At 63.4% G+C, this 26,199-nt stretch carries 22 protein-coding genes and 1 pseudogene; 19 read left to right on the forward strand and 4 right to left on the reverse strand.

The features are described 5' to 3' along the window. The first annotated feature begins 130 nt into the window (after window positions 1–130). From HV711_RS04155 to HV711_RS04180, 6 genes are all read left to right on the forward strand, one after another. Window positions 131–661, forward strand: a complete 531-nt coding sequence (locus HV711_RS04155) for a hypothetical protein (protein WP_035484605.1) — start codon at window positions 131–133, stop codon at window positions 659–661. Window positions 662–777: 116 nt separating this feature from the next. Next, window positions 778–1,995: a diguanylate cyclase domain-containing protein gene (locus HV711_RS04160; protein WP_035484603.1), complete on the forward strand. Its 1,218-nt coding sequence runs from the start codon at window positions 778–780 to the stop codon at window positions 1,993–1,995. A gap of 604 nt (window positions 1,996–2,599) precedes the next feature. After that, window positions 2,600–4,990, forward strand: coding sequence for a HAMP domain-containing protein (locus HV711_RS04165; protein ID WP_028361649.1), 2,391 nt, complete (start codon window positions 2,600–2,602; stop codon window positions 4,988–4,990). Between the two features lie 53 nt (window positions 4,991–5,043). After that, window positions 5,044–5,778, forward strand: a complete 735-nt coding sequence (locus HV711_RS04170) for a methyl-accepting chemotaxis protein (RefSeq protein WP_035484667.1) — start codon at window positions 5,044–5,046, stop codon at window positions 5,776–5,778. Beyond that, on the forward strand, window positions 5,775–6,314 hold the full coding sequence (locus HV711_RS04175) for a hypothetical protein (RefSeq protein ID WP_028361651.1): 540 nt from the start codon (window positions 5,775–5,777) through the stop codon (window positions 6,312–6,314). The genes HV711_RS04170 and HV711_RS04175 overlap by 4 nt, the downstream gene beginning before the upstream one ends. 32 nt (window positions 6,315–6,346) lie before the next feature. Next, window positions 6,347–6,712 (forward strand): response regulator, encoded by a 366-nt coding sequence (locus HV711_RS04180; RefSeq protein ID WP_035484602.1) that lies wholly within the window; start codon window positions 6,347–6,349, stop codon window positions 6,710–6,712. Between the two features lie 633 nt (window positions 6,713–7,345). Here HV711_RS04180 and HV711_RS04185 read toward each other — a convergent pair. Then, on the reverse strand, window positions 7,346–8,104 hold the full coding sequence (locus HV711_RS04185) for an SDR family oxidoreductase (protein ID WP_013591281.1): 759 nt from the start codon (window positions 8,102–8,104) through the stop codon (window positions 7,346–7,348). Window positions 8,105–8,188: 84 nt separating this feature from the next. Further along, window positions 8,189–9,151, reverse strand: a complete 963-nt coding sequence (locus tag HV711_RS04190) for a GlxA family transcriptional regulator (RefSeq protein ID WP_035484600.1) — start codon at window positions 9,149–9,151, stop codon at window positions 8,189–8,191. Between the two features lie 245 nt (window positions 9,152–9,396). Between HV711_RS04190 and HV711_RS04195 the strand changes: the two are divergent. The 6 genes and pseudogenes from HV711_RS04195 to HV711_RS33395 all read left to right on the forward strand — a co-directional run bounded on the left by HV711_RS04195 (window position 9,397) and on the right by HV711_RS33395 (window position 15,280). Beyond that, a pseudogene (locus tag HV711_RS04195) lies at window positions 9,397–10,032 on the forward strand (HD domain-containing protein). A 61-nt stretch (window positions 10,033–10,093) separates the two neighbouring features. Then, entirely contained in the window at window positions 10,094–11,032 is a 939-nt protein-coding gene (locus HV711_RS04200; RefSeq protein ID WP_035484598.1) for a LysR family transcriptional regulator, read from the forward strand. Between the two features lie 113 nt (window positions 11,033–11,145). Beyond that, window positions 11,146–12,339, forward strand: coding sequence for a CaiB/BaiF CoA transferase family protein (locus tag HV711_RS04205; RefSeq protein ID WP_035484596.1), 1,194 nt, complete (start codon window positions 11,146–11,148; stop codon window positions 12,337–12,339). Next, window positions 12,336–13,301 (forward strand): hydroxymethylglutaryl-CoA lyase, encoded by a 966-nt coding sequence (locus tag HV711_RS04210; RefSeq protein ID WP_051224710.1) that lies wholly within the window; start codon window positions 12,336–12,338, stop codon window positions 13,299–13,301. The genes HV711_RS04205 and HV711_RS04210 overlap by 4 nt, the downstream gene beginning before the upstream one ends. Before the next feature lie 59 nt (window positions 13,302–13,360). Next, complete coding sequence (locus HV711_RS04215) at window positions 13,361–14,692, forward strand: MFS transporter (RefSeq protein ID WP_035484594.1); 1,332 nt, start codon at window positions 13,361–13,363, stop codon at window positions 14,690–14,692. Window positions 14,693–14,752: 60 nt separating this feature from the next. Beyond that, window positions 14,753–15,280 (forward strand): hypothetical protein, encoded by a 528-nt coding sequence (locus tag HV711_RS33395; protein WP_244142648.1) that lies wholly within the window; start codon window positions 14,753–14,755, stop codon window positions 15,278–15,280. Window positions 15,281–15,514: 234 nt separating this feature from the next. On the opposite strand, the gene HV711_RS04225 is transcribed toward HV711_RS33395, so the two are convergent. Continuing rightward, window positions 15,515–16,243: a GntR family transcriptional regulator gene (locus HV711_RS04225; RefSeq protein WP_013591289.1), complete on the reverse strand. Its 729-nt coding sequence runs from the start codon at window positions 16,241–16,243 to the stop codon at window positions 15,515–15,517. A 161-nt stretch (window positions 16,244–16,404) separates the two neighbouring features. Between HV711_RS04225 and HV711_RS04230 the strand changes: the two genes are divergently transcribed. From HV711_RS04230 to HV711_RS04245, 4 genes are all read left to right on the forward strand, one after another. Continuing rightward, complete coding sequence (locus HV711_RS04230) at window positions 16,405–17,625, forward strand: pyridoxal-phosphate-dependent aminotransferase family protein (RefSeq protein ID WP_035484592.1); 1,221 nt, start codon at window positions 16,405–16,407, stop codon at window positions 17,623–17,625. Window positions 17,626–17,831: 206 nt separating this feature from the next. Beyond that, the gene (locus HV711_RS04235) at window positions 17,832–19,118 is read left to right on the forward strand and encodes an MFS transporter (RefSeq protein ID WP_028361662.1); all 1,287 of its coding nucleotides are present in this window, start codon (window positions 17,832–17,834) and stop codon (window positions 19,116–19,118) included. A gap of 3 nt (window positions 19,119–19,121) precedes the next feature. After that, entirely contained in the window at window positions 19,122–19,907 is a 786-nt protein-coding gene (locus HV711_RS04240) for a 2-keto-4-pentenoate hydratase (protein ID WP_051224708.1), read from the forward strand. 94 nt (window positions 19,908–20,001) lie between these two features. Beyond that, a complete protein-coding gene (locus HV711_RS04245) occupies window positions 20,002–23,022 on the forward strand; it encodes an FAD-binding and (Fe-S)-binding domain-containing protein (RefSeq protein ID WP_035484590.1) in 3,021 nt (1,006 codons plus the stop codon). 48 nt (window positions 23,023–23,070) lie between these two features. Here HV711_RS04245 and HV711_RS04250 read toward each other — a convergent pair whose 3' ends face one another. Next, on the reverse strand, window positions 23,071–23,991 hold the full coding sequence (locus tag HV711_RS04250) for a helix-turn-helix domain-containing protein (RefSeq protein ID WP_013591294.1): 921 nt from the start codon (window positions 23,989–23,991) through the stop codon (window positions 23,071–23,073). A 172-nt stretch (window positions 23,992–24,163) separates the two neighbouring features. On the opposite strand from HV711_RS04250, the gene HV711_RS04255 reads away from it, so the two are divergent. The 3 genes from HV711_RS04255 to HV711_RS04265 all read left to right on the forward strand — a co-directional run bounded on the left by HV711_RS04255 (window position 24,164) and on the right by HV711_RS04265 (window position 26,182). Next, the gene (locus tag HV711_RS04255; protein WP_035484589.1) at window positions 24,164–25,075 is read left to right on the forward strand and encodes a DMT family transporter; all 912 of its coding nucleotides are present in this window, start codon (window positions 24,164–24,166) and stop codon (window positions 25,073–25,075) included. 132 nt (window positions 25,076–25,207) lie between these two features. Then, entirely contained in the window at window positions 25,208–25,465 is a 258-nt protein-coding gene (locus HV711_RS04260; RefSeq protein WP_028361667.1) for a hypothetical protein, read from the forward strand. Between the two features lie 117 nt (window positions 25,466–25,582). After that, on the forward strand, window positions 25,583–26,182 hold the full coding sequence (locus tag HV711_RS04265) for a LysE family translocator (protein WP_035484587.1): 600 nt from the start codon (window positions 25,583–25,585) through the stop codon (window positions 26,180–26,182). The last annotated feature ends 17 nt before the right edge of the window (window positions 26,183–26,199 follow it).

A 26,199-nucleotide genomic window follows, 5' to 3' on the forward strand; every position in this document is an offset into this window, starting at 1 on the left:
CGTCTTGTGCCCGCTAGCCCGAGTGCGTGTTCAACATCGCACGAGTGGCTTGCGGTACAGTGCGCGACGGGCGGCACGCGCCAAAAACAGAACAGCATTACGCCGGCGCTCGAGCGGCGATGGAGAGGACATGCATCTTCGGCAGAACATCAGGAACAGCAAGAAGTACATCGGCCGCGCATTGCTGGCGCTGGCTGCAGGCCTCGCCGGCAGCACGGCGGCGCAGGCGGGCAACTGGTGCGAGGGCGGCGTATGGGTCGACGCGATGCTCGGCTCCTATCACATCAACCCCGACCCGGATAAGCACTTCGAGCAATTCAACCCGGGGCTCGGCGTGGAATGCTGGCTCAATAACCAATGGGCGCTCACCGCAGGCGGATTTCGCAATTCGCTACGCCGGCCTTCGTACTACGGCGGCGGCGTGTGGTCGCCCGATTTCCTGCATTGGGGCATCGTGCGGGTCGCGGCCATGGGCGGCATCATCTCCGGCTACAACTACGGCAACTGGGGACTCGGTCGCGATCATACGATCGGCCCGGTGATCGCGCCGCTCATCATGGTCGAATACAAGCGTGTCGGCGCGAACTTCATCGTGATTCCGCCCATTCCTTCCGACGACCTGCCGTTCACCATCGGCTTTCAGGTGAAGGTGAAGTTCTAAGCTCACCCACCGCCGCGGGCTTCCGGCACCGGTCGAGCCCCGTACTTCGCGAGAGCCTGTCGCGGCTCTCCAGTATCATTGCATCCTTGCCCTTCCACACCGCTTTGGAGGCTCTTGTGCCCGCGCGTCTGTTCCGCTCCGCGAAAGCCGATCGAAACCGTTTCATTGCGCTTTATGTGAGCATGGCTGTGGGCTTGCTCGTCGCCGCGGGCCTCTTCGTGTACGAGGCGAAGATCATCGTCGCCGATGGTCTGCGCGACGAGGAGGCATTCAGCGTGCTCGGCGCCGCCAATCGCGTGCTGCATGATCTCGAGAACGCGGAAACCGGCCAGCGCGGCTATCTGCTGACCGGGGATGAAAGCTACCTCGTGCCTTACCGGCAAGGCGTTCACGATCTGGACGACACCATACTGCGCCTGCAGCAGGCGGCGGGCAGCGACGAAAAATCTCTGGAACTCGTGCGCCGTGTCGAGCATGCGAAGACCAGCAAGGTGACGGAACTCGCACGCACCATCGAGCTGGCCCGCAGCGGCGATCGCACAGGCGCCATCGCGCTCGTGCAGACAAATGAAGGCAAGCTGTACATGGATGGACTGCGCGAGGACCTGAACCTCCTGCTGAACAATTGGCGCGACCGACGAAAGGCCGCCACGCAGGATGCGCACCGGCGCCTCGTGTTCGGAAGCGCCGCGCTGGTCGCCATTGCCGTGCTTGTGTGCTGTCTGATGGTGTACACGGTCTATATACAGCGCCGCGCCTTCGCGAGGGTGCATGCCTATTCGAATGCACTCGATCAACAGGCCGCTCATGACACGCTGACAGGACTTCCGAACCGCCGCCGGCTGCTGTCGGCCATCGACGAGCTGTCGGGCCACGCAGCCGGGTCGCGGAGAACCGCGCTGTTGTATCTCGACATAGACGGCTTCAAGAACGTCAACGACGCGATGGGCCACAGCGCGGGCGACGTGCTGTTGCGCCGGCTCGCCGAATCGCTGCGCGCAGTCACGCGCCACGACGACATGCTGGCCCGTGTCGGCGGCGACGAGTTCGTGTTGCTCGCCGACGATTGCGGCGACGACTCGCAATTGAGGGAATTGGCCGAGCGCCTCGTGTCGAGCGTGCGTGCGGTGGGCGAAAGAGAGTATGGCGGCCGTTTCGCCATTGGCGTGAGCATCGGCATCGCGACGTTTCCGGACAGAGTCCGCAGTATCGCGGGACTGCTCGACGTTGCGGATGCTGCCATGTACGCGGCCAAACGCAGCGGCCGTTCGACTTATAGCTTCGGCGCCTCGACGGCAGCGGGAGTGTCGAACGTCATCAGGATGACGCGCTAACCGTTCGCGCGAAGGCACAGGCTGTGCCCGGATTCCGCCAAAGGTGAGCCGTTCCAGGATGGTGAGGAATTCCAGGAGATGCCATCACCTTCACATTCCAAGCTCAGAGGTGAGACATTCCAGGAGGCGGTGCGCGCAGGCAATGGTGAGTTATCCCAGGGTTCATGGCGCACCGCTGGTCCTGTTTGTGCCACGGCGCTTGCAAAGGTGAGGAGTTCCAGGAGGTTGCGCCAAAGGTGAGGAGTTCCAGGAGTTGGTGCATGGCCTGCCGCCGCAAGCATAGGTGAGAAGGTTCGGGAGCCGGCGCGGTGAGAATAGTCATACCTGTCGGCGCACCTTGGAGTTTACGGTGAGGAAATTCGGGAGCCCGAGCAAGACGAGTGCCGGCTGCCCACAGCGCAAAATGACCGGCCGTCAATTAACGGCGTCACCGCGAAAAACTTGAGAAGTTTATTTGCGGCTCTGAATGCGGATGACGACGCGTAGTCATCGCTTGGTAACACGCCTCGGCAATACTCGTCAGTGCTACAAGCGCGACTCAATGCGCACAAAAAACGCGCGGCTCCAACGAGAGCGGACGCGAAGGCCAGAATCCGGGGTTCACATGACTATTCGTCATCGCATCACACTGTTGGTGGTTTTGATGTTCGTCGCTTTGTCGGCGATCGGCGGTTACGCCGTGTATCAAACGCGCGGCAGTGCCGCCGAAGTGCGCAAGGTCACCGAAGGTGTGGTGCCGAGCGCGCTCGCATCCGCCGACCTCGTCTCGCAAGTCAAGGACGTTCAGCTTGCCACCATGACGCTCGTCTACGCGCCCGACGGCGACGTGCTCGCGCAGGCTCAGGACGAATTGAAGAAGAAAAGAATCGCGCTGGAACAGGCGCTCACGCTTCAGGCGAAAGACGCCGCGAGCCACGCACAGAAAGGCCTTGTTTTGCAGGCCCGCGACAGTCTCGACAATTACTTCTCCGCGATAGCCGAGACGGCAAAAATGAAAGCCGACGGCAAGAACGAACTCGCGCAGGCGTATCTGTTCGCCAACGTGGCGCAGTATCGCGATGAACTGGAAGGGATTGTCGACACGCTGCGAGTCGAGAAGAACCGCGAGAAAGACGAAGCGATCACCGCGCTCAATGCGACGCTCGCTACCACGACGACGGCAATCGCCGCTGTGACCGGCATCGCGATCATTTTGCTGACATCGATCGGCGCTTTGCTTTATCGGCAGATCACACGGCCGCTCAGCCGCATGCAGGCGATGATGAGCGAGATCGCATCGAGCCAGGATTTCACGCGCCGCGTGCCGGTCGGGCGGCTCGACGAAATCGGCCATTCGATTGTCGCCTTCAACGGCATGATCGAAAAGATTCAGGAAAGCTCGGCGCAACTCAAACAAAAAACCGCCGACATTCAGGCGATGTTGCAGAACATGCAGCAGGGCATTCTCACGGTGATCGACGGCGCCGTGATTCACGCGGAGTACTCGGCGTATCTGGAAGATATCTTCGAGACGCGCGACATTGCCGGGCGCGGGCTGATGGACCTCGTGTTCGCAGACACTGACCTTGGGGCGGACGCCCTGTCACAAGTCGATGCCGCCGCGCACGCGTGCCTCGGCGAAGACTGCATCAACTTCGCGTTCAATCAGCATTTGCTGGTGGGCGAAATTTCGAAGCGCATGCCCGATGGCCGCGTGAAGATTCTCGACCTGAGCTGGTCCGCGATTACCGACGAAAACGACGTCATTGTTCGCCTCATGCTGTGCGTGCGCGACGTGACGGAGTTGCGCAAGCTCGCTGCCGAAGCCAGCGAACAGCGCCGGCGCCTCGACATGATCGGCGAAATTCTCGCCGTCAGCGAAGAGAAATTCCACCACTTCATAGAAAGCTCGGCCGGGTTTATCAGCGAGAACGAGCGCATTATTCGCAAGCACTCCGAAGCAGATCATGCGGCGATTGCCGAATTGTTCCGCAACATGCACACCATCAAGGGCAACGCGCGCACCTATAACCTGCAGCATCTGACGGATGTCGTGCACGAAACCGAGCAGAGCTATCACGAACTGCGCCAGCCCGACGCCGACCGCTCGTGGGATCAGGAGCATCTGATGCGCGAGCTCGCGCGTGTGCGCGAAGCTATCGAGGCCTACGCGCGCATCAACGAACAGAGCCTCGGCCGCAAAGGCAAGACGCAGCGCCACGACGCGGGACATGCGGGCCGTTATGTCATGGTGGAGAAGGAGGAGATTCAGCGCACGCTCAATCTGCTCGACGCGACGGATGCCAACGCGCTGCACGCGTTGCAGTCCATGCGTGACACGCTGCGCCGGAACCTGCGCGCGCTCGGCAGCGAAAGCATCCGCGATGCGCTCGCCGGCGTGCTCGGCTCTCTGCCTTCGCTCGCGGGCGAGCTGGGCAAGCCGGCGCCGAGTGTGCATATCGACGACAACGGCTACCGTCTGCGCGGCCACGCCGGCGGCCTGCTCAACAATGTGTTCATGCACCTGCTGCGCAACTCGATGGATCACGGCATTGAAGCCGCCGAGGCGCGCAGCGCACAAGGCAAGGCGCCGGCCGGGGCAATATCGATCGAAGCCGGCGTGGACGGCGGCGCATTGCAGATCACGCTCAGCGACGACGGCCGCGGGCTCGCGCTCGAGCGCATCCGCGGAATCGCGATGGAACGCGGCTGGATAAACCCGGGCGAAGTCTTGAGCGACGAGGCCATCGCCGCGTTTATTTTCCGTCCCGGCTTTTCGACCGCGGACAGCGTAACGGCGGTGTCGGGCCGTGGCGTCGGCATGGACGCCGTGCGCGACTTCCTGAAGCGCGAGAACGGCAGCATCGAACTGCGTTTTACCGACGATCGCAAAGGCGCCCCGTTCCGTCAGTTTCAAACGATCGTGAGTCTGCCGGATAGCGTGGCCGTCGACACGCTGGGCGCTGAAGCGCGCAATGAAGACGGCGAACTTCGCACAGATGCATTAACGCAATGAAGCGTTGAGCACGGTTTGCGCCGCAAGATCGCGGCGCTCTTCGAGGAATGGTTGTGATCCAACAGTATCTATTGGCGGCGCTTGCGGGCAGCGCGGCGACCGCGTTGTTCGGCCTGGCCGCGCATCGGCTGCATATTGCACGGTTCGCGGCGCGCCTGCGCGCGGATGCAGAGGCGCAAATCGAGTCGCTGAAGCTGGGGCAGAACAACCTCGACGTATTGGCCGAGGAACGCAAGCAGGCCGAACATCGGCTGCAAACCGAGACCGCGCAATTGCGCGCGGAGCTCGTGGAGCAATCGGCAAGCGTGGACGCCTTGCGCACTGCGCTGAAAGCCGCCACCGACGAAAAAGCGCAGTGGGCACAGCAGGCGCGGCAACTCGCGAGCGAAGCCGCGCGACTGAAAAGTCTCGGCGCTGCCTTTGAGCGCTGGCACGAGCAGATGATCTCGCTGATGACGCAGAATCACGACATGCACGCGAAGAACCAGGAACTGTCGTCGATCGTGCGGCATGTGGTGATCGTGTCGCTGAACGCGTCAATTGAAGCGGCGCGCGCGGGTGCGGCGGGCCGCGGCTTTGCTGTCGTGGCGAGTGAAGTGCGCACGCTCGCCGCGCGTTCCGAAGAGTTGTCGAAAAGCTATCGCGACAGTCTGCATCGCAACGATCTGACTACGACCTCGACGTTTCAGGACATCCAGGCGGGCGGCAAGATGATCGCGGCCTCGCTGGCCAGTGTCGAGTCGATGGCCAGTCAGTTTCACGCGAAGCTGGATGAGGTGCCGGCGTGATTACGGCGCATGCAAAAGACAGCTTCGAGCGCATTTTTCGCAAGGCCGCACAGGCGCGCTTGCCATCCAGTCCGGACGACGAGTGCGCGATCATGCCCCTCGCGCAGACCGGCGAGAGCGCGGCGCAGGGTACTCAGGTGGTCGTGCTGACCATTTCGTCGATCGTGTTCAGGCTGCTGCTCATTCTTCATTTCGACGAAAACGACAGCACGCGTGGCTATTACCTCAAAGAAGCCGATGAGCGGCCATTCCAGGAGGCGTTCCTCGAAATCTGCAACCTGTGTTGCGGGGCGATGAACCAGGAACTGCTGCGCTATTTTCCGGACCTCGGCATGTCGACGCCTTACGTACTGAGCGCGCATTGCTTGCCGCATTTGCATGAGTTGCAGCCCGCGCTGCTGTCGTCGTATTCGGTGACGCTGGGCGGCACTGCGCGGCTCGGCGCGACCGTTTGCGTTTGCGCGTATGCGCCAGTCGACTTTATCGCCGACACGAGCGCCGTTGAGGAAACCAGCGGCGAGCTGGAGCTGTTTTGATCGTCTGATGGAGTGGAGAGAGGTAAAAGGACATGTCCAAGATTCTGGTGGTGGATGACTCGAGCACGGTGCGCGACGAAGTGGCCGGCTTTCTGAAGAAGAACGGCCTCGACGTGGACACCGCGGTGGACGGCAAGGACGGTCTCGCGAAACTGAAAACGAGTCCGGGCATCAAGCTCGTGATTAGCGACGTGAATATGCCCAACATGGACGGCTTGACGATGGTCGAAAAGATCCGCAGCGAACTCGCGAACAAGACCGTCAACGTCATCATGCTCACGACGGAAAGCAGCTCGGCGATGAAAGAGCGCGGCAAGGCGGCGGGCGTCAAAGGTTGGATCGTCAAGCCGTTCAAGGGCGACGCGGTTCTCGAGACGTTTCGCAAGCTCGCGAGCTGAAACGCGCACGACCCGGGTGAAAGGTGAGATTTTTCGGGAGCGGCTCGCGGCGCGATTGAAGCGCCCGGCGTGGCCGCCTGGTTGTCGCTGCACTGCGCGAAATCTGCTGGACGTCCGCCACATGCACGAGCGAAAGCAAGTGTTGCTGTCGGCCTTACCGCGAGAAAGGTGAGGAGATTCGGGAGCCCGTCGCGCGACGTGACGATCCGTGCGCGACGGGAAGCGACGTGCCTCACCGGTCACGTTCATCGTGCATGCAAATCTCCACGCGATACCTCTTACCTGGGTATGCAGATCATTCGCGCTTATTGAAAGGTGAGAGTTTTCGGGAGTTCGTGGTCAAGGTGCCGTCGGTGCCCGCCCACCATGGCTTTGCAGCCGGTACCAGCCGGCTGAAGGTGAGCTTTTTCAGGAGCGATGAAAGCGCCGGCTGGCGCCGGACGTCGGGCACTGCGCGCCCAAGGTGAGGATTTTCGGGAGCGTCAGATAGATATGAGCGGCCCGGGCAATCGGCGGCGGCCATGCGGCAAAAGCCGCTACAAACAACGCGCGATTCGCGTGATGCTCGCCCCGAAACCACGCGAATCGCGACCGTGTGCGCTAAAAGGTGAGACTTTTCGGGAGCCGTGAAAATCACACCGGCTTCGCAATCTCACGAATGTCGGCCACAGGCGTCGTACCAAATGCATCGCTGAATGCGTAGTCGAGCAGCTGAGCGGCGGATTGCTCGGGCGTCGCAAGCTGGCCGTTGCGCTTCAGGTCTTCGAACTTCTCGCGCATCGGAAACTGCTCCACGCCAGTGCCGCGAATCTCCGCCTGCATGTTCGTGTCGATAACGCCCGGCGCGAGACTGCAAATGCGCAGCGCGCGAGTGGCATCGAGTGCGACGGCGCGCGCGTGATGATCGAGCGCAGCCTTCGTCGCGCAGTAGATGCTCCAGCCGGCGTACGCATTGCGCGCCGCGCCGCTCGAAACATGCATGATGCGCCGGTCGCTCACGTCCGGGCTGGCTGCGGCGAGCGCGCTTGTGAGCATCAGCGGCGTGGCGACGTTCAGGCTCACCGCGGTCGCAATGGCCGTGGCATCCTGGGCTTCGATAGGGCCGATCGGCTGCACCATGCCGGCGTTGTTGATCAACAGAACAGTGCGCGCGCCGCTCACGAATACACGCAGCACGTCCGTCGCGACCCATTGCGCAACGCGCGCGGTGTCCGCGAGTTCGAGTTCGATTTCTTCGAGGAGCGCAGGAAAGCGCTGTTTCAGCGATGCGTGACGCGAGCGCGACAGACCGAGCACGGCGACATCGCGCGCAAGCAGTTGCTCGGCGAGCGCCGCGCCGAGCCCACGCGTGTGGCCGGTGACGATGGCGCGAATCGGGGAGGAGGAGTTCATGTCGTTCCTTGAGCGTTGGCTGAGGCAGGCCGTTATCTTCTCACGCATGTCCGGGACGCGCAGCGGCGCGGTTCACATGCGCTTTCAGCTCGCGCGAAACCGCTCGCGGTACTGCATCGGCGTCACGCCAATTCGCTTGACGAAGACAATCCGCATGCGATCCGCGGTGCCGAAACCGCAATCGTAGGCAATGGCTTTCAGCGCTGCGCTGCTGCTTTCGAGCAGCTTGCGCGCCGCGTCCACGCGCGCGCGCTCGACAAATTCGTGCGGCGTCACGCCGGTTTCCTGCACGAACACGCGCGCGAAATGACGCGCGCTCATGCCGGCGACGTCGGCAAGCTGCTTCACCGTAAAGCTCTCGTGGATGCGCTCCATGACATGCGCTTGCACTTTCGCGACCGGTGACGTTTCGTCGGCGGGCGCGGTGAGATACGGACTGAACTGCGACTGGCCGCCCTGGCGCTGCGCAAATACGACGAGCCGCTTCGCCACCGCCAGCGCAATGTGCGCACCATGATCTTCCGCGACGAGCGCTAGCGACAGGTCGATGCCCGCAGTTACGCCCGCCGAAGTCACCAGTTGCCCGTCGCGCAGATAGATGCGGTCATAGTCGACGTGTGCCTTCGGAAACTGCGCGGCGAGCTGCGCCGCGTGCTGCCAGTGGGTCGTGACGTGGCGCCCATCGAGCAAACCGGCGTGGCCGAGCGCGAAGGCGCCCGTGCAGATGGACCCGTAGCGGCCGCAGTGCGGCGCGACGCTTATCAGCCAGTCGAGCAGCGGCGCCGCGGGCGGTTCGCCTTCGGGCAGCGCGGGACCGCCCGCCACCAGCGCGAGGTCGAACGGTTCGCGAGCGCGCGCGAATAGATCGTCGGCGACCAGCGTGATGCCGTTGGACGCGCGCAGCGGCGCGTCGTCCGCACTCAGCAGCGTGACTTCGTAACGCGCGTCCGGTGAGACAAAGCGGTTAGCTTCGGAGAAGACGTCGACGGGTCCCGCGACGTCGAGCGCCTGCACGCCAGGAAAGATCGCAATCGCGACGGTGGGCATTGATTGATTCCTTCTGCATGAGCGAGCCGCGCGAGCCACGGCGGTCAACGCGGTGCGATTGTCAGGGTTCGACGGCTTCGCGCGATTGTCGCGGCCACGGTGCTGGCCAATACTGGACTTCATCGGACGGGCCGCATTCACTGCATGAGCCGCATGAAAAACGCGCTAGTCCAGCATACCAAACGCGCTTTTTCGCTGCACGCGGGCGCGTTCCGTTCATCCACGGCATTCAAGGAGTTACGCACATGACCGCGATTGCAGGCATCCACATTCCCGACAGCATCATGGCGCGCGAAGCGACCGACCTCGTGCGCGACACCGAAACCGAGCTGCTGTGTCACCACTCGCGGCGCGTGTTTCTGTTCGGCGCGCTGGCCGGCGAACGCAAGCAGCTCAAGTACGATCCGGAGCTGCTGTATATCGGCGCCATGTTTCATGACATGGGGCTTGTTGCGCCGTATAGCAGCGAGCACGAACGCTTCGAGGTGGACGGCGCGAATGCGGCGCGCGACTTTCTGCGGCGGCACGGAATCGGCGAGGACGATATCGAACAGTGTGGACCTCGATTGCGTTGCACACTACGCCAGGCATTCCTCAGCATCTGAAACGGGTCGTTGCACTGGTGACGGTGGGTGTCGAGGTGGACGTGCTGGGTCTCGCCTACGACGAGTTCACCGAAGAGGAACGCCACGCGGTCACGCACGCGCATCCGCGCGGCGCACTTCAAGGAAAATATTATCGACGCCTTCACGCAGGGCATCATCCACAAGCCGCACACGACGTTCGGCAACGTGAAGGCCGACGCGCTTGAGCTTAAGGACCCGCGTTACCATCGCGAGAATTTTTGCACGATGATTCTCGGCTCGTCGTGGAAGGAATGATGCAACGTGCGCGGCGGCATATGGGATGATGAGCGATTGACCGAACTTCCGGCGCCGCGCCATGGTGATCAAAAACCTTCTCCGCAAGCTCGACCTCACCACGCTCCAACTGTTTCTCGCCGTCTACGAGGAAGGCACGCTCACGCGTGCCGCGGAGCGCGAGGCCATTGCCGTATCGGCTGCCAGCAAGCGCCTGCTCGAACTGGAACAGGCGGTGAGTGCAACGCTGTTTCAGCGCAACGCGCGCGGCATGACGCTCACGCCGGCCGGCGAAACGCTGCTGCATCATGCGCGACGCGTGATGCGCGATATCGAGAACATCGGCATTGAACTGGCCGGCCACGCGAGCGGCGTGCGCGGCTATGTGCGGATGATGGCGAACCTGTCTGCCATCGTCGAGTTCTTGCCTGAGGATTTGCGTGCGTTCCAGCTGCTGCACGAGCGCGTCAAGCTCGACCTCGAAGAGCGGCCGAGCGGCGGCGTAGTCGAAGCGGTGGACGACAGCCTCGCCGATCTCGGCATCTGTTCCGCCGACGCCGACACGCGCGAGCTGCACGTCGAGCATTATCGGCGCGACTCGCTGGTGCTCGTGATGCGCGACGATCATCCGCTCGCCGCGCGCAGCAGCGTGGCATTTGCCGAAACGCTCGACGGCGACCACGTCGGCCTGCACGCTGCGAGCTCGATCAATGCGCGCACGCATATCGCCGCGCGCCAGGCGGGCAAGCCGTTGCGGCTGCGCATCCACGTGCCGGGATTCGACGCCGTGTGCAGGATGGTGCAGGCCGGCATGGGCGTCGGCGTATTGCCGCAAAAAGTCTATCAGCTGATGGGGCGTCCGCTCGGACTCGTCGGCGCGCCGCTCGAAGACGACTGGTCGCAACGCAGCCTCGTGCTGGTGGTGCGCGACGTGGATGCACTGTCGCCGGTGAGCCGCCTGCTGTTCGACCATCTGCGCTCGATAGAAGCGTCCGAAGGCGTGCAAACCCCAGCGGCGTAAAGCCCCGCGCAAGCGTTCGCCGTTCGCGAACGGTCGTTGGCGAATTGCGGTTGGACGCCGCCGCGTCATGCCCTCAAGCTGTCTCCCAACATAAAACTGCATGGAGACAGCCCATGGGTGGACCCCTTCAAGGTATCCGCGTCGTCGAGATCGGGACGCTCATCGCCGCGCCGTTTGCCGCGCGTCTGATGGCGGAATTCGGCGCGGATGTCGTCAAGATCGAAGCGCCGCAAACCGGCGACCCCTTACGCAAATGGCGCAAGCTGCACGAGGGCACCTCGCTCTGGTGGTATCTGCAGTCGCGCAACAAGAAGTCGGTTTGCGTGAACCTGAAGTCGCCGGAGGGTGTCGAGATCGTGAAGCGGCTGGCCGCCGAAGCCGACGTCGTGATCGAAAACCTGCGGCCAGGCGCGCTCGAAAAGCTCGGCATCGGCTGGGACGTGCTGCATGCGATCAACCCCAAACTGACGATGGTCCGCATTTCCGGCTATGGCCAGTCTGGCCCGTACCGCGACCGGCCAGGCTTCGGTGCGATCGGCGAAGCCATGGGCGGCATCCGCTACACGACGGGCGAAGTGGACGGAGCGCCTGCGCGCGTCGGCGTGAGTCTCGGCGATTCGCTCGCTTCGCTGCACGGCGTGATCGGCGCGCTGATGTCTTTGCTGCGTGTAAAAACGGGCCAAGGCGAGGGTCAGGTCGTGGACGTGTCGCTCGTGGAAAGCGTCTTCAATCTGATGGAAAGCCTCGTGCCCGAATACGACCTGCTCGGCCACGTGCGCGAGCGCAGCGGCGGCGCATTGCCGGGCATCGCGCCCTCGAACACCTATCCCACCGAAGACGACGGCTATGTCGTGATCGCGGGCAACAGCGATCCGATTTTCCGGCGCCTCATGCAGGTGATAGGCCGCCCCGATCTCGCGGACGACCCCGCGCTCGCGCACAACGACGGCCGCGTGCGCCACTGTGCGTCGCTCGACGACGCCATCGCCGCATGGACGTCCCACCATTCGACGCAAGACGTGCTGGCCGCGCTGGAGGGCGCCGACGTGCCCGCGGGGCGCATCTATTCTGTCGCGGACATCGTCGCCGATCCGCACTACCAGGCGCGCGACATGTTGTTGCAGGCGCAACTACCGGGCGGCGCCTCCGTGAAGATGCCGGGCATCGTGCCGAAGCTGTCGGACACGCCGGGTGAAGTGCGCTGGTCAGGCCCGGCGCTTGGCGAACATACGGGAAGCGTGCTGAGCGAACTCGGCTTTACGGGTGAAGAGATCGGGCGGCTGCGCCGCGAAGGAGCCGTGCAATGAGTTCTGCCAACAAGCTTGCATCGTCCATGGTGTCTGCCGACAAACTGATCGTGCAGGAAGTCGCACCGCGCGACGGCTTGCAGATCGAACCCACGTGGGTCGAGACGGCGGACAAGATCGAGTTGATCAACGGTCTTTCCACGGCGGGCTTCACGCGCATCGAGGCCGGGTCGTTCGTGTCGCCAAAAGCGATTCCCGCGTTGCGTGACGGCGAGGCCGTGTTCCAGCAGATCGAGCGGTGCGCGGGCGTGATCTACGTGGCATTGGTGCCGAACCTCAAGGGCGCCGAGCGCGCGCTTGCCGCGAAGGCGGACGAGCTGAACCTCGTGATGTCGGCGAGTCAGACGCACAACCGCGCGAATATGCGCATGAGCTGCGAGTCGTCGCTCGCAGCGATCGGCGACATTGTGCGCCACGTGAAGGGTTCGGGCGTGCTGTTGAATGCATCGGTGGCGACGGCGTTCGGCTGCCCGTTTGAAGGCGCAATCGACGAGGACCGCGTGATCGGCATTGTCGACGTGTATCGCGAGATGGGCATCGAGAGCATCACGCTTGCCGACACGACCGGCATGGCTAATCCGCGCCAGGTGACGCGGCTTGTCGGGCGCGTGCTGCAGCGGGTGCCGTCTGTGGCGCTCACGCTGCACTTTCACAATACGCGCGGACTCGGGCTCGCCAACGTGCTCGCCGCGTATGAAGCCGGCGCGCGGCGCTTCGATGCGGCGCTCGGCGGTCTCGGCGGTTGTCCGTTCGCGCCGGGTGCGTCGGGCAACATCTGCACCGAAGACCTCGTCAATCTGTGCGACGAGATGGGCATTCCCACGGGCATCGATCTCGAGAAGCTGCTCTCGCTGTCGCGCGCGTTGCCCGCCTTGCTCGGCCACGATGTGCCCGGGCAGGTCGCGAAGGCCGGGCGCAATCGCGACCTGCATCCCGTGCCGGACTACGTGCGGCAAATCTGACTTTCCCTCATCCACTAAACGACCGGACGGCACGGCCGAATCCGGCATTGGAGACGAACATGAGTGACCTTGGCGCAATTGCAACCGATGGGCGTGAACAGAGCGCGGATCGCGCGGCGGCCATCATCCGCAAAGTGGCATGGCGGCTGATGCCGCTCATCATGATCTGCTATCTGTTCGCGTTTTTTGACCGCATCAACATCAGCTTCGCGAAGTTCCAGCTGCAAAGCGACCTCGGCTTGTCCGATACCGCCTACGGTCTCGGCGCAAGTCTGTTCGTGATCGGCTATGTTTTGTTCGAAGTGCCAAGCAATCTGTTTCTCTACAAGGTCGGGGCGCGGCGCTGGATCGCGCGCATCATGATTTCGTGGGGCCTCGCAACGGCGGCGATGGTGTTCGTCAACAACGAATGGCAGTTCTACGGCTTGCGCTTCGTGATCGGCGCGATGGAGGCGGGCTTTGCTCCCGGCGTGCTGTACTACCTGACGCTGTGGTTTCCGCCGAGCTATCGCGGACGCATCACGTCGATGCTGTTTCTCGCGTCGGCTTTTTCAGGTTTGGTGGGGGCGCCGCTTGCGGGGCTCGTCATCGGCCATATGAACGGCGTGCTCGGCATGCCGGGATGGCACTGGCTGTTCCTGCTCGGCGGCCTGCCGTGCGTGCTGCTCGGTTATCTTGTGCTGAAGCTGCTGAAAGACCGCATCGACGACGCTCACTGGCTCTCATCCGCCGAGAAGTCCTTTCTGGCCGGACAGATCGCAGAGCAGAGCCGCCATCCGCAGACCGGGCATTCGTTCCTCGGGGCGATCAGGACGCCGGGCTTTCTCACGCTCGGGCTCGTCTACTTTCTGATTCAGGTGGCGTCGTATGGATTGAATTTCTGGGCGCCGCATCTGATCCGCGTGGCGGGCACGCATAATCCGACGCTAATCGGCTTGCTGACAGCCGTGCCTTACGTATGCGGCGCGATCTGCATGGTGGTGGTCGGGCGCTTGTCGGATGCAAGGGGCGAGCGGCGCAAGTTCGTGTTCGGCTTGCTCGTGATGTCGGCGATCGGATTTTTTGCAGCAGGTTTCTTCGACAAGCAGACGGGGTTTCTGATCGTCGCATTGGCGGTAATGGGCGCGGGCGTGGTGGCGTCGATTCCGGCATTCTGGGCATTGCCGCCGAAGCTGGTGACGGGCGCGGGGGCGGCGGGCGGCATCGCGCTGATCAATACGCTGGGGCAGCTCGGCGGGATTGTGAGTCCGATCATGGTCGGGCGGGTCAGGGATCTGACTGGAAGCACCACGCCCGCGTTGTATGTGATCGGCGCGATGAGTTTGATCTGCGCGGGGATTGTGTTGCGGGGGTTGCCGGAGTCGCTCAGGGCGAGGGATGGCGTGCGGTAGGGTTCGAGGCGCGGCGCGGGTTGTGGGTGCGGAGGCGAAATGTTCAGGCGGCAAAGCGTCATGGAGTACGAGGCGGATTTGGGCGCCTGTACAGTGACGGCTAAGCCTCGCGGCGAGCGAAATCACGCGCTGTGCGAGGAAAACGCCTTTGACCGATACCAGCAATGCAGGGGGATATTAATGGCTAGCCACCCACCGTACACCGTCGTGCTGACCTATACCCACGAACCGCGGCAATTGACGATGCAAGCCGTGGACTCCGTTCTAGTGGCCCCGCTCATCGAGGGAAAGATGGCAGTGCCGTTTTTCCTTGATGACGAGGAATTCCGGTTTGACGATGAACTGGCACGGCGGTTGGGAGTTGCAATGCTGAATGTTATTGCGGCAGGCCGGCCGGAAGTTAGACAGCACCTGAATTTGACGCAGCATCCGATAGAAGGGCGGTCCTTGGGGACCGGTGTAAATGCAAGCGTTGCATTCATCCGCACCGCGAGGACATTACGCCGCCGCGTCAAACACTTGGCGCATATGTGCGCACGTTGTCCACAGCCCTTTCAACAAATTGTGTGGACAACTGCACGTTGCTGAGCAGCGCGAGCGTGACCGCGACCGCAAACGATGCCCGCGCGCGGGACGAACTATCGCTATCGCCTGCACTGCCCATACATCGACCGCACGCCGATTCCGCCGTCGCGTCAATCACTTGGCCGGGCTATGCGAACGTTGTCCAGAGCCTTGCCAACATTTTGCGTGGACAACTTCGCGGGTTTTCGCGCCCACGCATGAGCCGAAGCGGCGCATAGGGCACGAGGCACATAACCCTCAAGCCTTCAACCCCGACCCCGCGGCCGCATCTTCGCGCGACTGCACCTGCAACACCGCATCGCGCTTATCGAGCAGATGCTGCCGAAGAATTGCGCTCAGCTTCTTGCCGTCGCGCGCCTCGAGCGCCTTCAGCATTTCGTCATGATCGTGAATCGCGCGGTCCCACTTCGGGATCTGAAAGTTCGAGCGGAAACGCAGCGCCTGCAAACGCCGGTTGACGGAGACATAAGTCTGCCGCAGCGCCGAATTCCGCGCGGCTTCGTTGATCTTGTCGTGAATGGCCTGATTGCGGCTGTAGTACCCGGCCAGATCGTTTTGTGCGCGGCACGCGAGCATGGCGTAATGCAACGCCTTGATCTCGGCGAGTTCGGCCGCCGTCATTCGTTCGGCCGCGAGTTCGCCGGAGAAAGCCTCAAGGCCGCTCATCAGTTCGAATGTCTCGCGCAATTCGGCTTCCGACATTTTCGACACCGACGCGCCGCGATTCGGCCAAATGTCGATCAGCCCTTCAGCGGCGAGTACCTTGAGCGCCTCGCGCAACGGCGTGCGTGAAATGCCGAGCGTTTCGCACAACTCCCGCTCATTCAGTTTCTTGCCCGGCTCGAGCACGCCTTCGACGATAAACCGGCGAATGTGCTCGACCACCGTGTCATGCAAGCGCTGCCGCTCGACCTTAGGCAACTGCGCCGCGCCGAGCGAGCCGCCCTCAACTTCCGAATTTTGCATACAAACTTCCTCAATGCCCGTTTCGGTCGATTTTATCGGATCGCTGCAACGAAGGGTAGAACGCGGGTAAACACCGGTGCGCAAAGGCAATTTTCAACTTCCGTCGGCGCAACTTCGTCTGATATAGTTTTTTGCATGCAAAATTCAATCGGAGGAGCGCAATGCTGAAGTTAGATTTTCATCCCGCCGGCCGTCACTTCCTGCAGATTCCGGGGCCGAGCCCCGTGCCCGATCGCATCCTCCGCGCGATGAGCTATCCGACCATCGACCATCGCGGACCGGAATTCGGCGAATTGGGTCTGAAGGTGCTCGACGGGATCAAGAAAATCTTCAAGACGCAGCATCCGGTGGTGATTTATCCGGCGTCCGGCACCGGCGCATGGGAGGCGGCGCTCTCTAACACACTGAGCCCGGGCGACCACGTGTTGATGTACGAGACGGGTCACTTCGCGACGCTCTGGAAAAAGATGGCGGAAAGCCTCGGCCTCATGCCGGAGTTCCTCGGCTTGCCGGGTATCGAAGGCTGGCGGCGCGGCGTGCAACCGCACATGATCGAAGAGCGCCTGCGCGCCGACACGCAGCAGTCGATCAAGGCGGTTTGCGTCGTGCACAACGAAACCTCGACGGGCGTCACGTCCGACATCGCGGCCGTGCGCCGCGCAATCGACGCCGCGGGCCATCCCGCGCTGTTGCTCGTCGATACGATTTCGGGCCTCGCGTGCGCCGATTATCGCCACGACGAATGGGGCGTCGACGTCACCGTGTCAGGCTCGCAGAAAGGCTTGATGCTGCCGCCGGGCATCAGCTTCAACGCGATTTCGCCGAAGGCCCTCGCTGCGAGCAAGCACGCAAAACTGCCGCGCAGCTTCTGGGACTGGAGGGAAATCGTCGAGATGAACACGGCCGGCTACTGGCCGTACACGCCCAACACGAATCTGCTGTACGGCCTTCACGAGGCGATCGACATGATTCTAGGCGAAGGGCTCGACAACGTGTTTGCGCGCCACGAGCGTCTTGCCGAGGCGACGCGCCGCGCGGTGCGCGCATGGGGACTCGAAATCCAGTGCGCGGATCCGGCTGTGTACAGCCCGGTGCTGACCGGCGTGATGATGCCCGAGGGCGTGGATGCCGACGCGGTGCGCAAGCTCATCTACGAACGTTTCGACATGTCGCTCGGCACGGGGCTCGGCAAGATGAAAGGCCGCATGTTCCGCATCGGCCATCTCGGCGACTGCAACGACCTGATGCTGCTCGCCACGCTCGCCGGCTGCGAAATGGGCCTGCGTCTCGCGGGCGTTCCCCTCAAGGAAAGCGGCTTGCCTGCCGCTATGAACTGGTTGAGCCAGCCCGCGCACGCCGCGGGTTTGAAGGCGGCCGCCTGACGAGGCCGCGGCGGCAAGCTCGAACCGCCGCAATCGAAAGAAGACAGGAACAACGCAAACAGGCATCGACGAAGTCAGTTCCATCATGAAGCCGCGCACAGAACGCGGCCCTGAACAATGCGATGGCGAGGCGGCGCATGCCGCCTTGCGACGACGAGGCGCGCCCTATCAGGAACGCCGTCGACACATGCAAATGGAGAGAGACGATGAAGCGGTTTCGTGTGACCAGTGCGACCAGTATTGTTCTAGTGATGCTCTGCATCATGTACTTCATCACCTACCTGGACCGCGTCAACGTCAGCACGGCGGCCGCGGGCTTCGGCAAGGAATTCCATCTTTCGCACACGGAAGTCGGCCTCGTGTTCTCGGCTTTTGCGTATCCGTATCTGCTTTTCCAGATCATCGGCGGCTGGGTCAGCGACCGTTTCGGCGCGAGGCGCACGTTGCTTGCGTGCGGCGCGATCTGGGGCATCGCCACCTTGCTGACCGGTTTTGCGGGCGGCCTGATGTCGCTGCTGGCGGCGCGCGTGCTGCTCGGTTTCGGTGAAGGCGCGACTTTCCCGGCGGCGACGTCCGCCATGGCGCGCTGGGTCGCGAAGGAAAAGCGCGGCTTCGCGCAAGGCATCACGCATGCGGCTTCGCGCGTCGGCAATGCAGTCGCGCCCGGCATTGTCGTGCTGGTGATGACAAGCTGGGGATGGCGCGAATCGTTCTATATCTGCGGCGCGTTCAGCCTTCTGTGGGTTGTCGTGTGGGCGTTCACCTTCACCGAGCATCCGAAAGACCACCCGCGCATCACGAAGGAAGAACTCGACGTCCTGCCCGCTCCCAAAGCGAAGGGCGCCGGCGTGCCGTGGGGCAAGCTGTTTCGCCGCATGGCGCCCGTCACGATTGTCTACTTCTGCTATGGCTGGACGCTGTGGCTCTTCCTCAGCTGGATTCCGCAGTACTTCCTGCACAGCTATCACCTCGAATTGAAGAAATCGGCGATCTTCGCGTCGGTCGTGTTTCTCGCCGGCGTGGTGGGCGATACGCTTGGCGGCATCGTCACCGACTTCATCTACACGCGCACCGGCAGCCTCAAGCGTGCGCGCAGCTGGATGGTGTCGGTGTGCATGCTGTTCTGCCTGCTGTCGCTGATTCCGCTGATGTTCACGCACCATCTGTATGTGTCGATGGCGTGCCTCGCGTCGGGCTTCTTCTTCGCCGAAATGACGATCGGCCCGATGTGGGCGATTCCGATGGACATCGCGCCGGAAGCCTCCGGGACGGCGAGCGGCATGATGAACACGGGCTCCGCGCTTGCGGCGATCATCTCGCCGGTGGCGGGCGGCTTCCTGATCGACTATTTCGGCAACTGGGAGTTGCCGTTCGTCGGCAGCATGCTGTTGATGGCGCTCGGTGTCGTGCTCGCGTTCCGCATGCAACCGGAAAGCCGGTTCGCGGGCGGCGGCGCCGACAAGGGGCAAGTGTCCACCAGCATGGGCGTGTAAGCGATGCTCAGGTCCTTTCGCGCCGACGCCCTCAAGCTGAGCACCTCGCCGCTCAGCCGCCTGCTGGCCGATGCGCGCCGCAATCACGCGACGCTCGGCAAGCTCCAACCCAGCCGGGCGCCCGCCGACGCGGACGCGGCCTATGACATCCAGCACGAAATTCTCGGTATTGCCGGCGCGCGCGTCGGCGGCTGGAAGATCGGCTCGAAGTCGGCGAGCGGCCCGATTCAAGGCGCGCCGCTGCCGGACATCGATTTGCATCCCGATGGCGTGATGCTGCCGCGCGCGGGCTTTACGCCGCTAGCGCTCGAACTGGAAATCGCGTTTCGTTTCGGCCGCAGCTTCGAGCCGTCCGCTGCGCCTTATCGCGAAGCCGACGTCCACGCGGCCATCGGCTCGTTCGGTGCGGCAATCGAAATTGTCGCGAGCCGTTTCGCGGAGTGGCCCGACGTGGACCGCCTCGCGCAACTGGCGGACTTGCAGAACCACGGCGCGCTGATCGTCGGCGAATTCATGCCGTATCACGAGGATTTTCCGTTTGTTGCGCCGGCGCTGCGCTTCGACTTCAACGGGCGCGATGTCGTCGAATTGACACCCGCGAATCCGGCAGGCGATCCGCGCCGATTGCTCACGTGGCTCGTCAATCACGCGACGTCGCGCGGCATCACGGTGACACCGGACATGATCGTCACCACGGGGTCGTATACCGGCATGTTTTTCCCCCGAAGCGCGGGCATGGCGCACGGGCGCATTGAAGGCCTGCCGCCGGTGAGCGTCACGCTGTACTGAATAATCGGGCGCTCACGGCGCATGCGCCTGAGCGCGTTTCGCGCGAAGTGCATGCCGTGCACGAAGTACGTGTACTGCCACAACCCTCGACGTTATGACGAATCCCACTTCCGCTTTGCTGGTCAAGCCGATTCATCTGGTGCCGTCGGCGGCGCGGCTGACGACGCCGCTCGCGCAGCATCTACGCAAGGCGCTGCGCGGCGATGTGCTGTTCGATGCAGCAAGCCGCGGCCGTTATTCGACCGATGCATCCATCTATCAGATCATGCCGGTCGGCGTGGTCGTGCCGCGCGATCAGGACGATTTGCGCGCGGCGCTCGAGATTGCGCGCAGCGAAAAGGTACCGCTGCTCGCGCGCGGCGCGGGCACGAGCCAATGTGGACAGACTGTCGGCGAAGCGCTCGTGATCGACACGAGCAAGTGGCTGAACAACATTGTCGATTTCAATGCCGACGCGCGCACCGTCACCGTCGAGCCGGGCGTCGTGCTCGATCACCTGAACGCGTGGCTCAAGCCGCACGGTCTGTGGTTTCCCGTGGATGTGTCGACGGCTGCGCAGTGCACGATCGGCGGCATGGCGGGCAACAATTCCTGCGGCTCACGCTCGATCGAATATGGCAACATGGTGCACAACGTCGAGGCCATCGACGCGATCCTGGCCGACGGCAGCGAAGCGCATTTCGCGTCGCTGCGAAACCCGCCGCAAGGTGCGCGATTGCAGCAGATCGTCGAAGGCGTGCGGCAGATTGCACAACGCGAGCGCGACGAGATCGTGGCGCGCGTGCCGAAAGTGTTGCGCCGCGTGGGCGGCTACAACATCGACGTATTCGATTGCCAGAATCCGCGCGCCTATACCGACGACGGCGTCGCCAACCTCGCGCATCTGCTGGTCGGCTCGGAGGGCACGCTCGCGTTCAGCCGTCAGTTGACGCTGAAGCTCGCGCCGCTGCCCGCGCACAAGACCCTCGGCGTGGTCAACTTCCCGACCTTCTGGCAGGCGATGGATCTCACGCAGCACATCGTCAAGCTGAAGCCAGTCGCGGTGGAACTCGTCGATCGCACCATGATCGATCTGGCGATGAGCAACCCGGCGTTCCGTCCGGTCGTCGCCAAGGCGCTGGTGGGCGAGCCGCAAGCCGTGCTGCTCGTGGAGTTCGCGGGCGAGTCGCGCGACGCGCAGCTGCAGTCCCTCAGACAACTGACTGAATTGATGGCCGATCTCGGCTTGCCCGGCTCCGTCGTCGAAATGCCGGACATGAATGCGCAGAAGGCGCTATGGGAAGTGCGCAAGGCCGGGCTCAACATCATGATGAGCATGAAGGGCGACGGCAAGCCGGTGTCCTTTATTGAAGACTGCGCGGTGCCGCTCGAACATCTCGCCGACTATACGAGCCGGCTCACCGAGGTTTTTCATCGGCATGGCACGGAAGGCACGTGGTATGCGCACGCGAGCGTCGGCACGCTGCACGTGCGGCCGATTCTCGACATGCGTCGCGACGGTGCGATAAAAATGCGCGCGATCGCCGAAGAAGCGGCGGCGCTCGTGCGCGAATACAAAGGCGCCTATTCCGGCGAACACGGCGACGGCTTGTGCCGCGGCGAATGGGTCGCGTGGCAATACGGTCCGAAGCTGAACCAGGCCTTCGGCGAGATCAAGGCGCTGTTCGATCCGGATAACCGTTTCAATCCCGACAAGATGGTGCGTCCGCCGAAAATGGACGACGCGCGCTACTTCCGTTTCGCGCCAGGCTATCGCGAACAGCGCATGGAAACGGCGCTCGACTGGTCGGCGTGGAATGTGCAGCGCGATCCGCTGACGGGCCGCGAAAGCGCGCCGGGCAGCGGCAACGATCTGTCGGGCGGCCTCGCCAAAGCCGTGGAGATGTGCAACAACAACGGCCACTGCCGCAAGTTCGACGCCGGCACCATGTGCCCGAGCTACCGCGTGACGAAAGACGAGCAGCATGTGACGCGCGGGCGCGCGAACACCTTGCGTCTGGCGATTTCGGGGCAGCTCGGCGAAGCGGGCCTCGCGAGCGACGACGTGAAGGACACGCTCGACCTGTGCGTATCCTGCAAGGGCTGTAAGCGCGACTGCCCGACGGGCGTCGATATGGCGAAGTTCAAGATCGAGGCGCGCGCCGCACGCGTCAAACGCCACGGCCTGACGCTGCGCGACAAGCTCGTCGCCTTCATGCCGCGTTATGCGGTCACGGCGAGCCGTGTGCCGGGTTTGATCGCGCTGGCCGACAAGGTGCCGCTCATGTCGACATGGCTCAAGCGCTCGGTGGGCATCGCTCAGCAACGCAGCTTGCCGCGCTTCGCGAGGGCGTTCCTGTCGACTGTCAAGCCGACGGTGAACACGCGCGGCGCGGCGCTGAAAGAAGTGCTGCTGTTCGTCGACACCTTCAATAATCACATGGAGCCCGAGAACGCGCGTGCAGCACAAAAAGTGCTGGAGGCAGCCGGCTACACGGTGCACTTCAACACGCGGCAAGGCGAGCGGCCGGTGTGCTGCGGACGCACGTTTCTCGCGGCCGGTCTGGTCGATGAAGCGAAGCACGAAGCGCGGCGCATGCTCGATCTTTTCGCGCCGTTCGTCGCGCGCGGCGTGCCGGTTGTGGGTCTCGAGCCATCGTGTCTGCTGTCGTTGCGCGACGAGTTTCTACACTACGGATTCGGAGACGAAGCCGCGCGGCTCGCGAAGCACGCGTTCCTATTCGAAGAGTTTCTCGTGCGCGAGCAGCAAGCCGGACGCCTGCAGCTACCGCTGAAACCGCTGGCCACGCAACAGGCGCTCGTGCATGGTCATTGTCATCAGAAGGCGTTCGACGCCTTCACGCCCGTGCAAACGGTGCTGAGGTGGATTCCTGAGCTGACGGTGTCGACGGTGGAGTCGTCGTGCTGCGGAATGGCCGGCAGCTTCGGCTACGAAGCGGAGCATTACGCGACCTCGCAGGCCATGGCCGAGCTGTCGCTATTGCCGGCCGTGCGCAAGATGGACGACGGCGCGATCATGGTCGCCGACGGCACGAGCTGCCGTCATCAGATTCACGACGGCGCCGGTGTGAAGGCGCTGCACGTGGCGCGCGTGCTGGCAATGGCGCTGCAATGACGCGCGCCACGTCTCGCTATCGACGGCTATCGGACGGCTATCGGACGGCTATCGGACCGCCACTGCCTGCCGGTAAGCGCCCGGCGACACCCCCACGCCTTCGCGGAAACGGTGACTGAAGTGGCTGGCGTTCGCATAGCCGCATAGTTCGGCGATGTGCGCGAGCGGCAGCGCGGTGGTGCGCAGCAGCGTCCGCGCGCGCTCGAGCCGCCGCTGCGCAATCCACGCGGCGGGCGGCAATCCGAACGACGTGCGGAACATGCGCGCGAGATGAAATTCCGACAGCGCAGCCACGTTCGCCAGTTCGCCGAGCGTGAGCGGTTGCGCGAGATGACTCTCGATGTAGTCGTGCAGCCGCCGCCGCGTGGCCACCGACAAACCACCCTTGAGCGGCGCGCCGGTGCGTCGCACGCCTTGGGCGCGCAGCAGCAGGCTCAGCACTTCGTGCGCGGTTTCGTTGGTGCGCAGCAGGCCGTCGGCGTCGTCCCAATGCTCGTTCGCCAGTGTCTGGCACAAACCGGCGATGCGCGCGTCCTCGAAATACGTGCGATCGGCGAGCGTCAGCTCGCGCGGCTCGCGGTCGAGCTCCTGCACCGCGCGCTGCGTGAAGTGCTCCGGCAGAAAATACAGATGCATGAAATGCATGTGGCCGCGCACCCACCAGCGCGATTCGTGATCGCCGGGCAAGGCGCACAGCCGCGACGGCGCGCCGTAACGGCCGGGCATTTTCTGGCGCTCCGTGCGATAGCCGCCGTCCAGATAACACGATAGCGTGTGGTGGCCGGGCCGCTCGTAGATGGTTTCGGCGACCTCGGTGTCGCGCGTCCAGACGGCGATCGCGAGACCGTCCCCGAGCCACGCGAAGCGGTCCAGATGCGCATTCGAGCTGCTCAGCGTGTGACACACCGACTGAATGCCGAACGGCGTTTCAGTGGCGTGGGTCACAGGGGCGGGCGGGCTCGAGTTCACGGAACGGGCGGATGTCGTTGTTACGGCGGATAGCGGTGAGTATACGGCTCACTGCGCGCCGCCGCCTGCGCTGCGGCCGCGCAAGCGCAGAAATGCGCAATCCTGGACAAGTCCGGCGAGCCGCGCTGCCGCATAGTGGAGCTCCCGTATCCGCCGTGTGCAGGCCTCGACCATGAATCTGTTGCTGTATGCCGTGACCGTTCTCATCTGGGGCACCACGTGGATCGCGATCAAATGGCAACTGGGCGCGGTGCCGCCCCCGGTTTCCATCGCGTGGCGCTTCTGGATCGCCGCGTGGGTGCTGTTTGCGCTATTGCGCATCATGCGCCGGCCGATGTGGCCGCCGCGCGCCGCATGGCGCTTTCTGTTCGCTCAAGGCCTCGCGCTCTTTTGCGTCAACTTTTTGTGCTTCTACTACGCCGAGCAGGTGGTGCCGAGCGGGCTCGTCGCCGTGGTGTTTTCCACCGCGCCGCTTCTCAATTCGATCAACGGACGGCTGTTCATGGGCCGCCCCTTGCAGCCGTCGGCGATTGCGGGCGCGATGCTCGGGCTCGTCGGCATTGTCTGTCTGTTCGTTCAGCAGATGAGCGGGCACCTCGGCGATCACGCCGCATGGCTCGGGCTCGGCGTCGCGTTTCTCGGCACGCTGTGTTTTTCGGCGGGCAATCTCCTGTCGAGCCGGATGCAATCCATGGGCTTGCATCCGTTCGCGACAAATAGCTGGGCCATGCTGATCGGCGCGAGCGTGCTCACGGTGGGCAGCCTGCTCGCAGGCTTGCCGTTTGCCGTCGAGTCCTCCGCGCGCTACCTTGGCGCACTCGCGTACCTCGCGGTCTTCGGCTCGGTGGTCGGCTTTACCGCGTATCTGATGCTGGTGGGACGCATGGGCCCGGAGCGGGCGGCTTATTCCACGGTGCTCTTTCCGATCGTGGCGCTGGCGGTGTCGACGGTGTTCGAGGGCTACCAATGGTCAGCGTTAGCGGTGATCGGCCTGCTGCTGGTGGTGGCCGGCAATCTCGTCGCGTTCGATATGACGCGGCGCATCTTCGGGCGACGCAGCCAGTGCGCGAATATGAAGGCATGAGAAGCCTCGTCAAAGACGGAAGGTGAGCTTTTACGGGAGCGCGGATCACGCATAGACGGCACCGCGCGATCGGTATATAACAATGCGAAAGGATCGCTCATTCACCAGGCTTTCACGGGGAGAGGCATCATCATGACGCAAGACGTAACGCCCAAGCCGCCTACGGGCGACCGGCCCGACCTGGAAAATCTCGACGCGGCGCTCAGTCACGTGGATCAGCAGGTGTCATCCGGCAGCATCGCGTCGGGCGCTGCAAAGGGCATTCTGTATAGCCTCATCGAAACGCTCGGCGCGTTCGTCGGCGATCCCGATCTGCCCGAGCACGCCCGCTCCGGCTACGAAGGGCTGCTGGAAGCAGCCCGCGAACTGCGCGCGAAGCTCGACCACTGAGCAACGCTCGCGGCGTTCGCTTGACCATTGCCGATTGCGCTTCGTCATTGCGACGAGGCGCCGCGTGGCGGCATCTATGATAAAAAGGCGCACTGTTTCCCACCTTGCGCCTTTTCCATGTTCTCTGCTTCCGCTGTCGCGCTGTTGGCCGTCGGCATTGTCGTCGTGCTGATCACGCCGGGGCCCACCAATACGTTGCTGGCGTCAGCCGGGCTGTGCCAGGGGTTGCAGCGCTCGCTGCCGCTCATTGCCGCCGAACTCGCCGGTTATCTCGTCGCGATTTCCGTCTGGGGGCGTTTTATCGTGCAAGCCGCGCACGCGTTGCCGTGGCTGCCCGCGTTGCTGCGCGTGGCGGCGGGCGTGTACATTGCGTGGCTCGCCGTCGACATGTGGCGCGCGGCGGTCGCGCTTCCGGATTCCGCGCAGAACGCGAGCGGCATGCGCAGCCTGTTCGTCGCAACCTTGCTCAATCCGAAAGCGATGCTGTTCGCGGGAACGATTTTCCCCGCCGACGCTTTCGCGCATTGGCCGTCGTATCTGCTGGCCATGCTGATATTCGCGTGCCTGCTCGCGCCGATCGCGCTGGCGTGGATCGCGTTCGGCGCGGCGCTCGGCAGCGGCAGGCTCGGTTGGCTCGATCCGGCGAAACTGCAGCGCGGCGCGTCGGTTGTGCTCGGCGTGTTTTCGCTTTCGCTGGCATGGTCGGCGTTGCATTGATTGCACGCGTGGCCGGC

Origin of the sequence: Paraburkholderia phenoliruptrix, assembly GCF_902859825.1 — a bacterium.
In the GTDB taxonomy this organism is placed as follows: domain Bacteria; phylum Pseudomonadota; class Gammaproteobacteria; order Burkholderiales; family Burkholderiaceae; genus Paraburkholderia; species Paraburkholderia phenoliruptrix.

Coding starts and splice junctions, on each gene's coding strand:
- HV711_RS04155 (WP_035484605.1), top strand. CDS start 131: ATGCATCTTCGGCAGAACATCAGGAACAGCAAGAAGTACATCGGCCGC.
- HV711_RS04165 (WP_028361649.1), top strand. CDS start 2,600: ATGACTATTCGTCATCGCATCACACTGTTGGTGGTTTTGATGTTCGTC.
- HV711_RS04180 (WP_035484602.1), top strand. CDS start 6,347: ATGTCCAAGATTCTGGTGGTGGATGACTCGAGCACGGTGCGCGACGAA.
- HV711_RS04185 (WP_013591281.1), bottom strand. CDS start 8,104: ATGAACTCCTCCTCCCCGATTCGCGCCATCGTCACCGGCCACACGCGT.
- HV711_RS04190 (WP_035484600.1), bottom strand. CDS start 9,151: ATGCCCACCGTCGCGATTGCGATCTTTCCTGGCGTGCAGGCGCTCGAC.
- HV711_RS04200 (WP_035484598.1), top strand. CDS start 10,094: ATGGTGATCAAAAACCTTCTCCGCAAGCTCGACCTCACCACGCTCCAA.
- HV711_RS04205 (WP_035484596.1), top strand. CDS start 11,146: ATGGGTGGACCCCTTCAAGGTATCCGCGTCGTCGAGATCGGGACGCTC.
- HV711_RS04210 (WP_051224710.1), top strand. CDS start 12,336: ATGAGTTCTGCCAACAAGCTTGCATCGTCCATGGTGTCTGCCGACAAA.
- HV711_RS04215 (WP_035484594.1), top strand. CDS start 13,361: ATGAGTGACCTTGGCGCAATTGCAACCGATGGGCGTGAACAGAGCGCG.
- HV711_RS33395 (WP_244142648.1), top strand. CDS start 14,753: ATGGAGTACGAGGCGGATTTGGGCGCCTGTACAGTGACGGCTAAGCCT.
- HV711_RS04225 (WP_013591289.1), bottom strand. CDS start 16,243: ATGCAAAATTCGGAAGTTGAGGGCGGCTCGCTCGGCGCGGCGCAGTTG.
- HV711_RS04230 (WP_035484592.1), top strand. CDS start 16,405: ATGCTGAAGTTAGATTTTCATCCCGCCGGCCGTCACTTCCTGCAGATT.
- HV711_RS04235 (WP_028361662.1), top strand. CDS start 17,832: ATGAAGCGGTTTCGTGTGACCAGTGCGACCAGTATTGTTCTAGTGATG.
- HV711_RS04240 (WP_051224708.1), top strand. CDS start 19,122: ATGCTCAGGTCCTTTCGCGCCGACGCCCTCAAGCTGAGCACCTCGCCG.
- HV711_RS04245 (WP_035484590.1), top strand. CDS start 20,002: ATGACGAATCCCACTTCCGCTTTGCTGGTCAAGCCGATTCATCTGGTG.
- HV711_RS04255 (WP_035484589.1), top strand. CDS start 24,164: ATGAATCTGTTGCTGTATGCCGTGACCGTTCTCATCTGGGGCACCACG.
- HV711_RS04260 (WP_028361667.1), top strand. CDS start 25,208: ATGACGCAAGACGTAACGCCCAAGCCGCCTACGGGCGACCGGCCCGAC.
- HV711_RS04265 (WP_035484587.1), top strand. CDS start 25,583: ATGTTCTCTGCTTCCGCTGTCGCGCTGTTGGCCGTCGGCATTGTCGTC.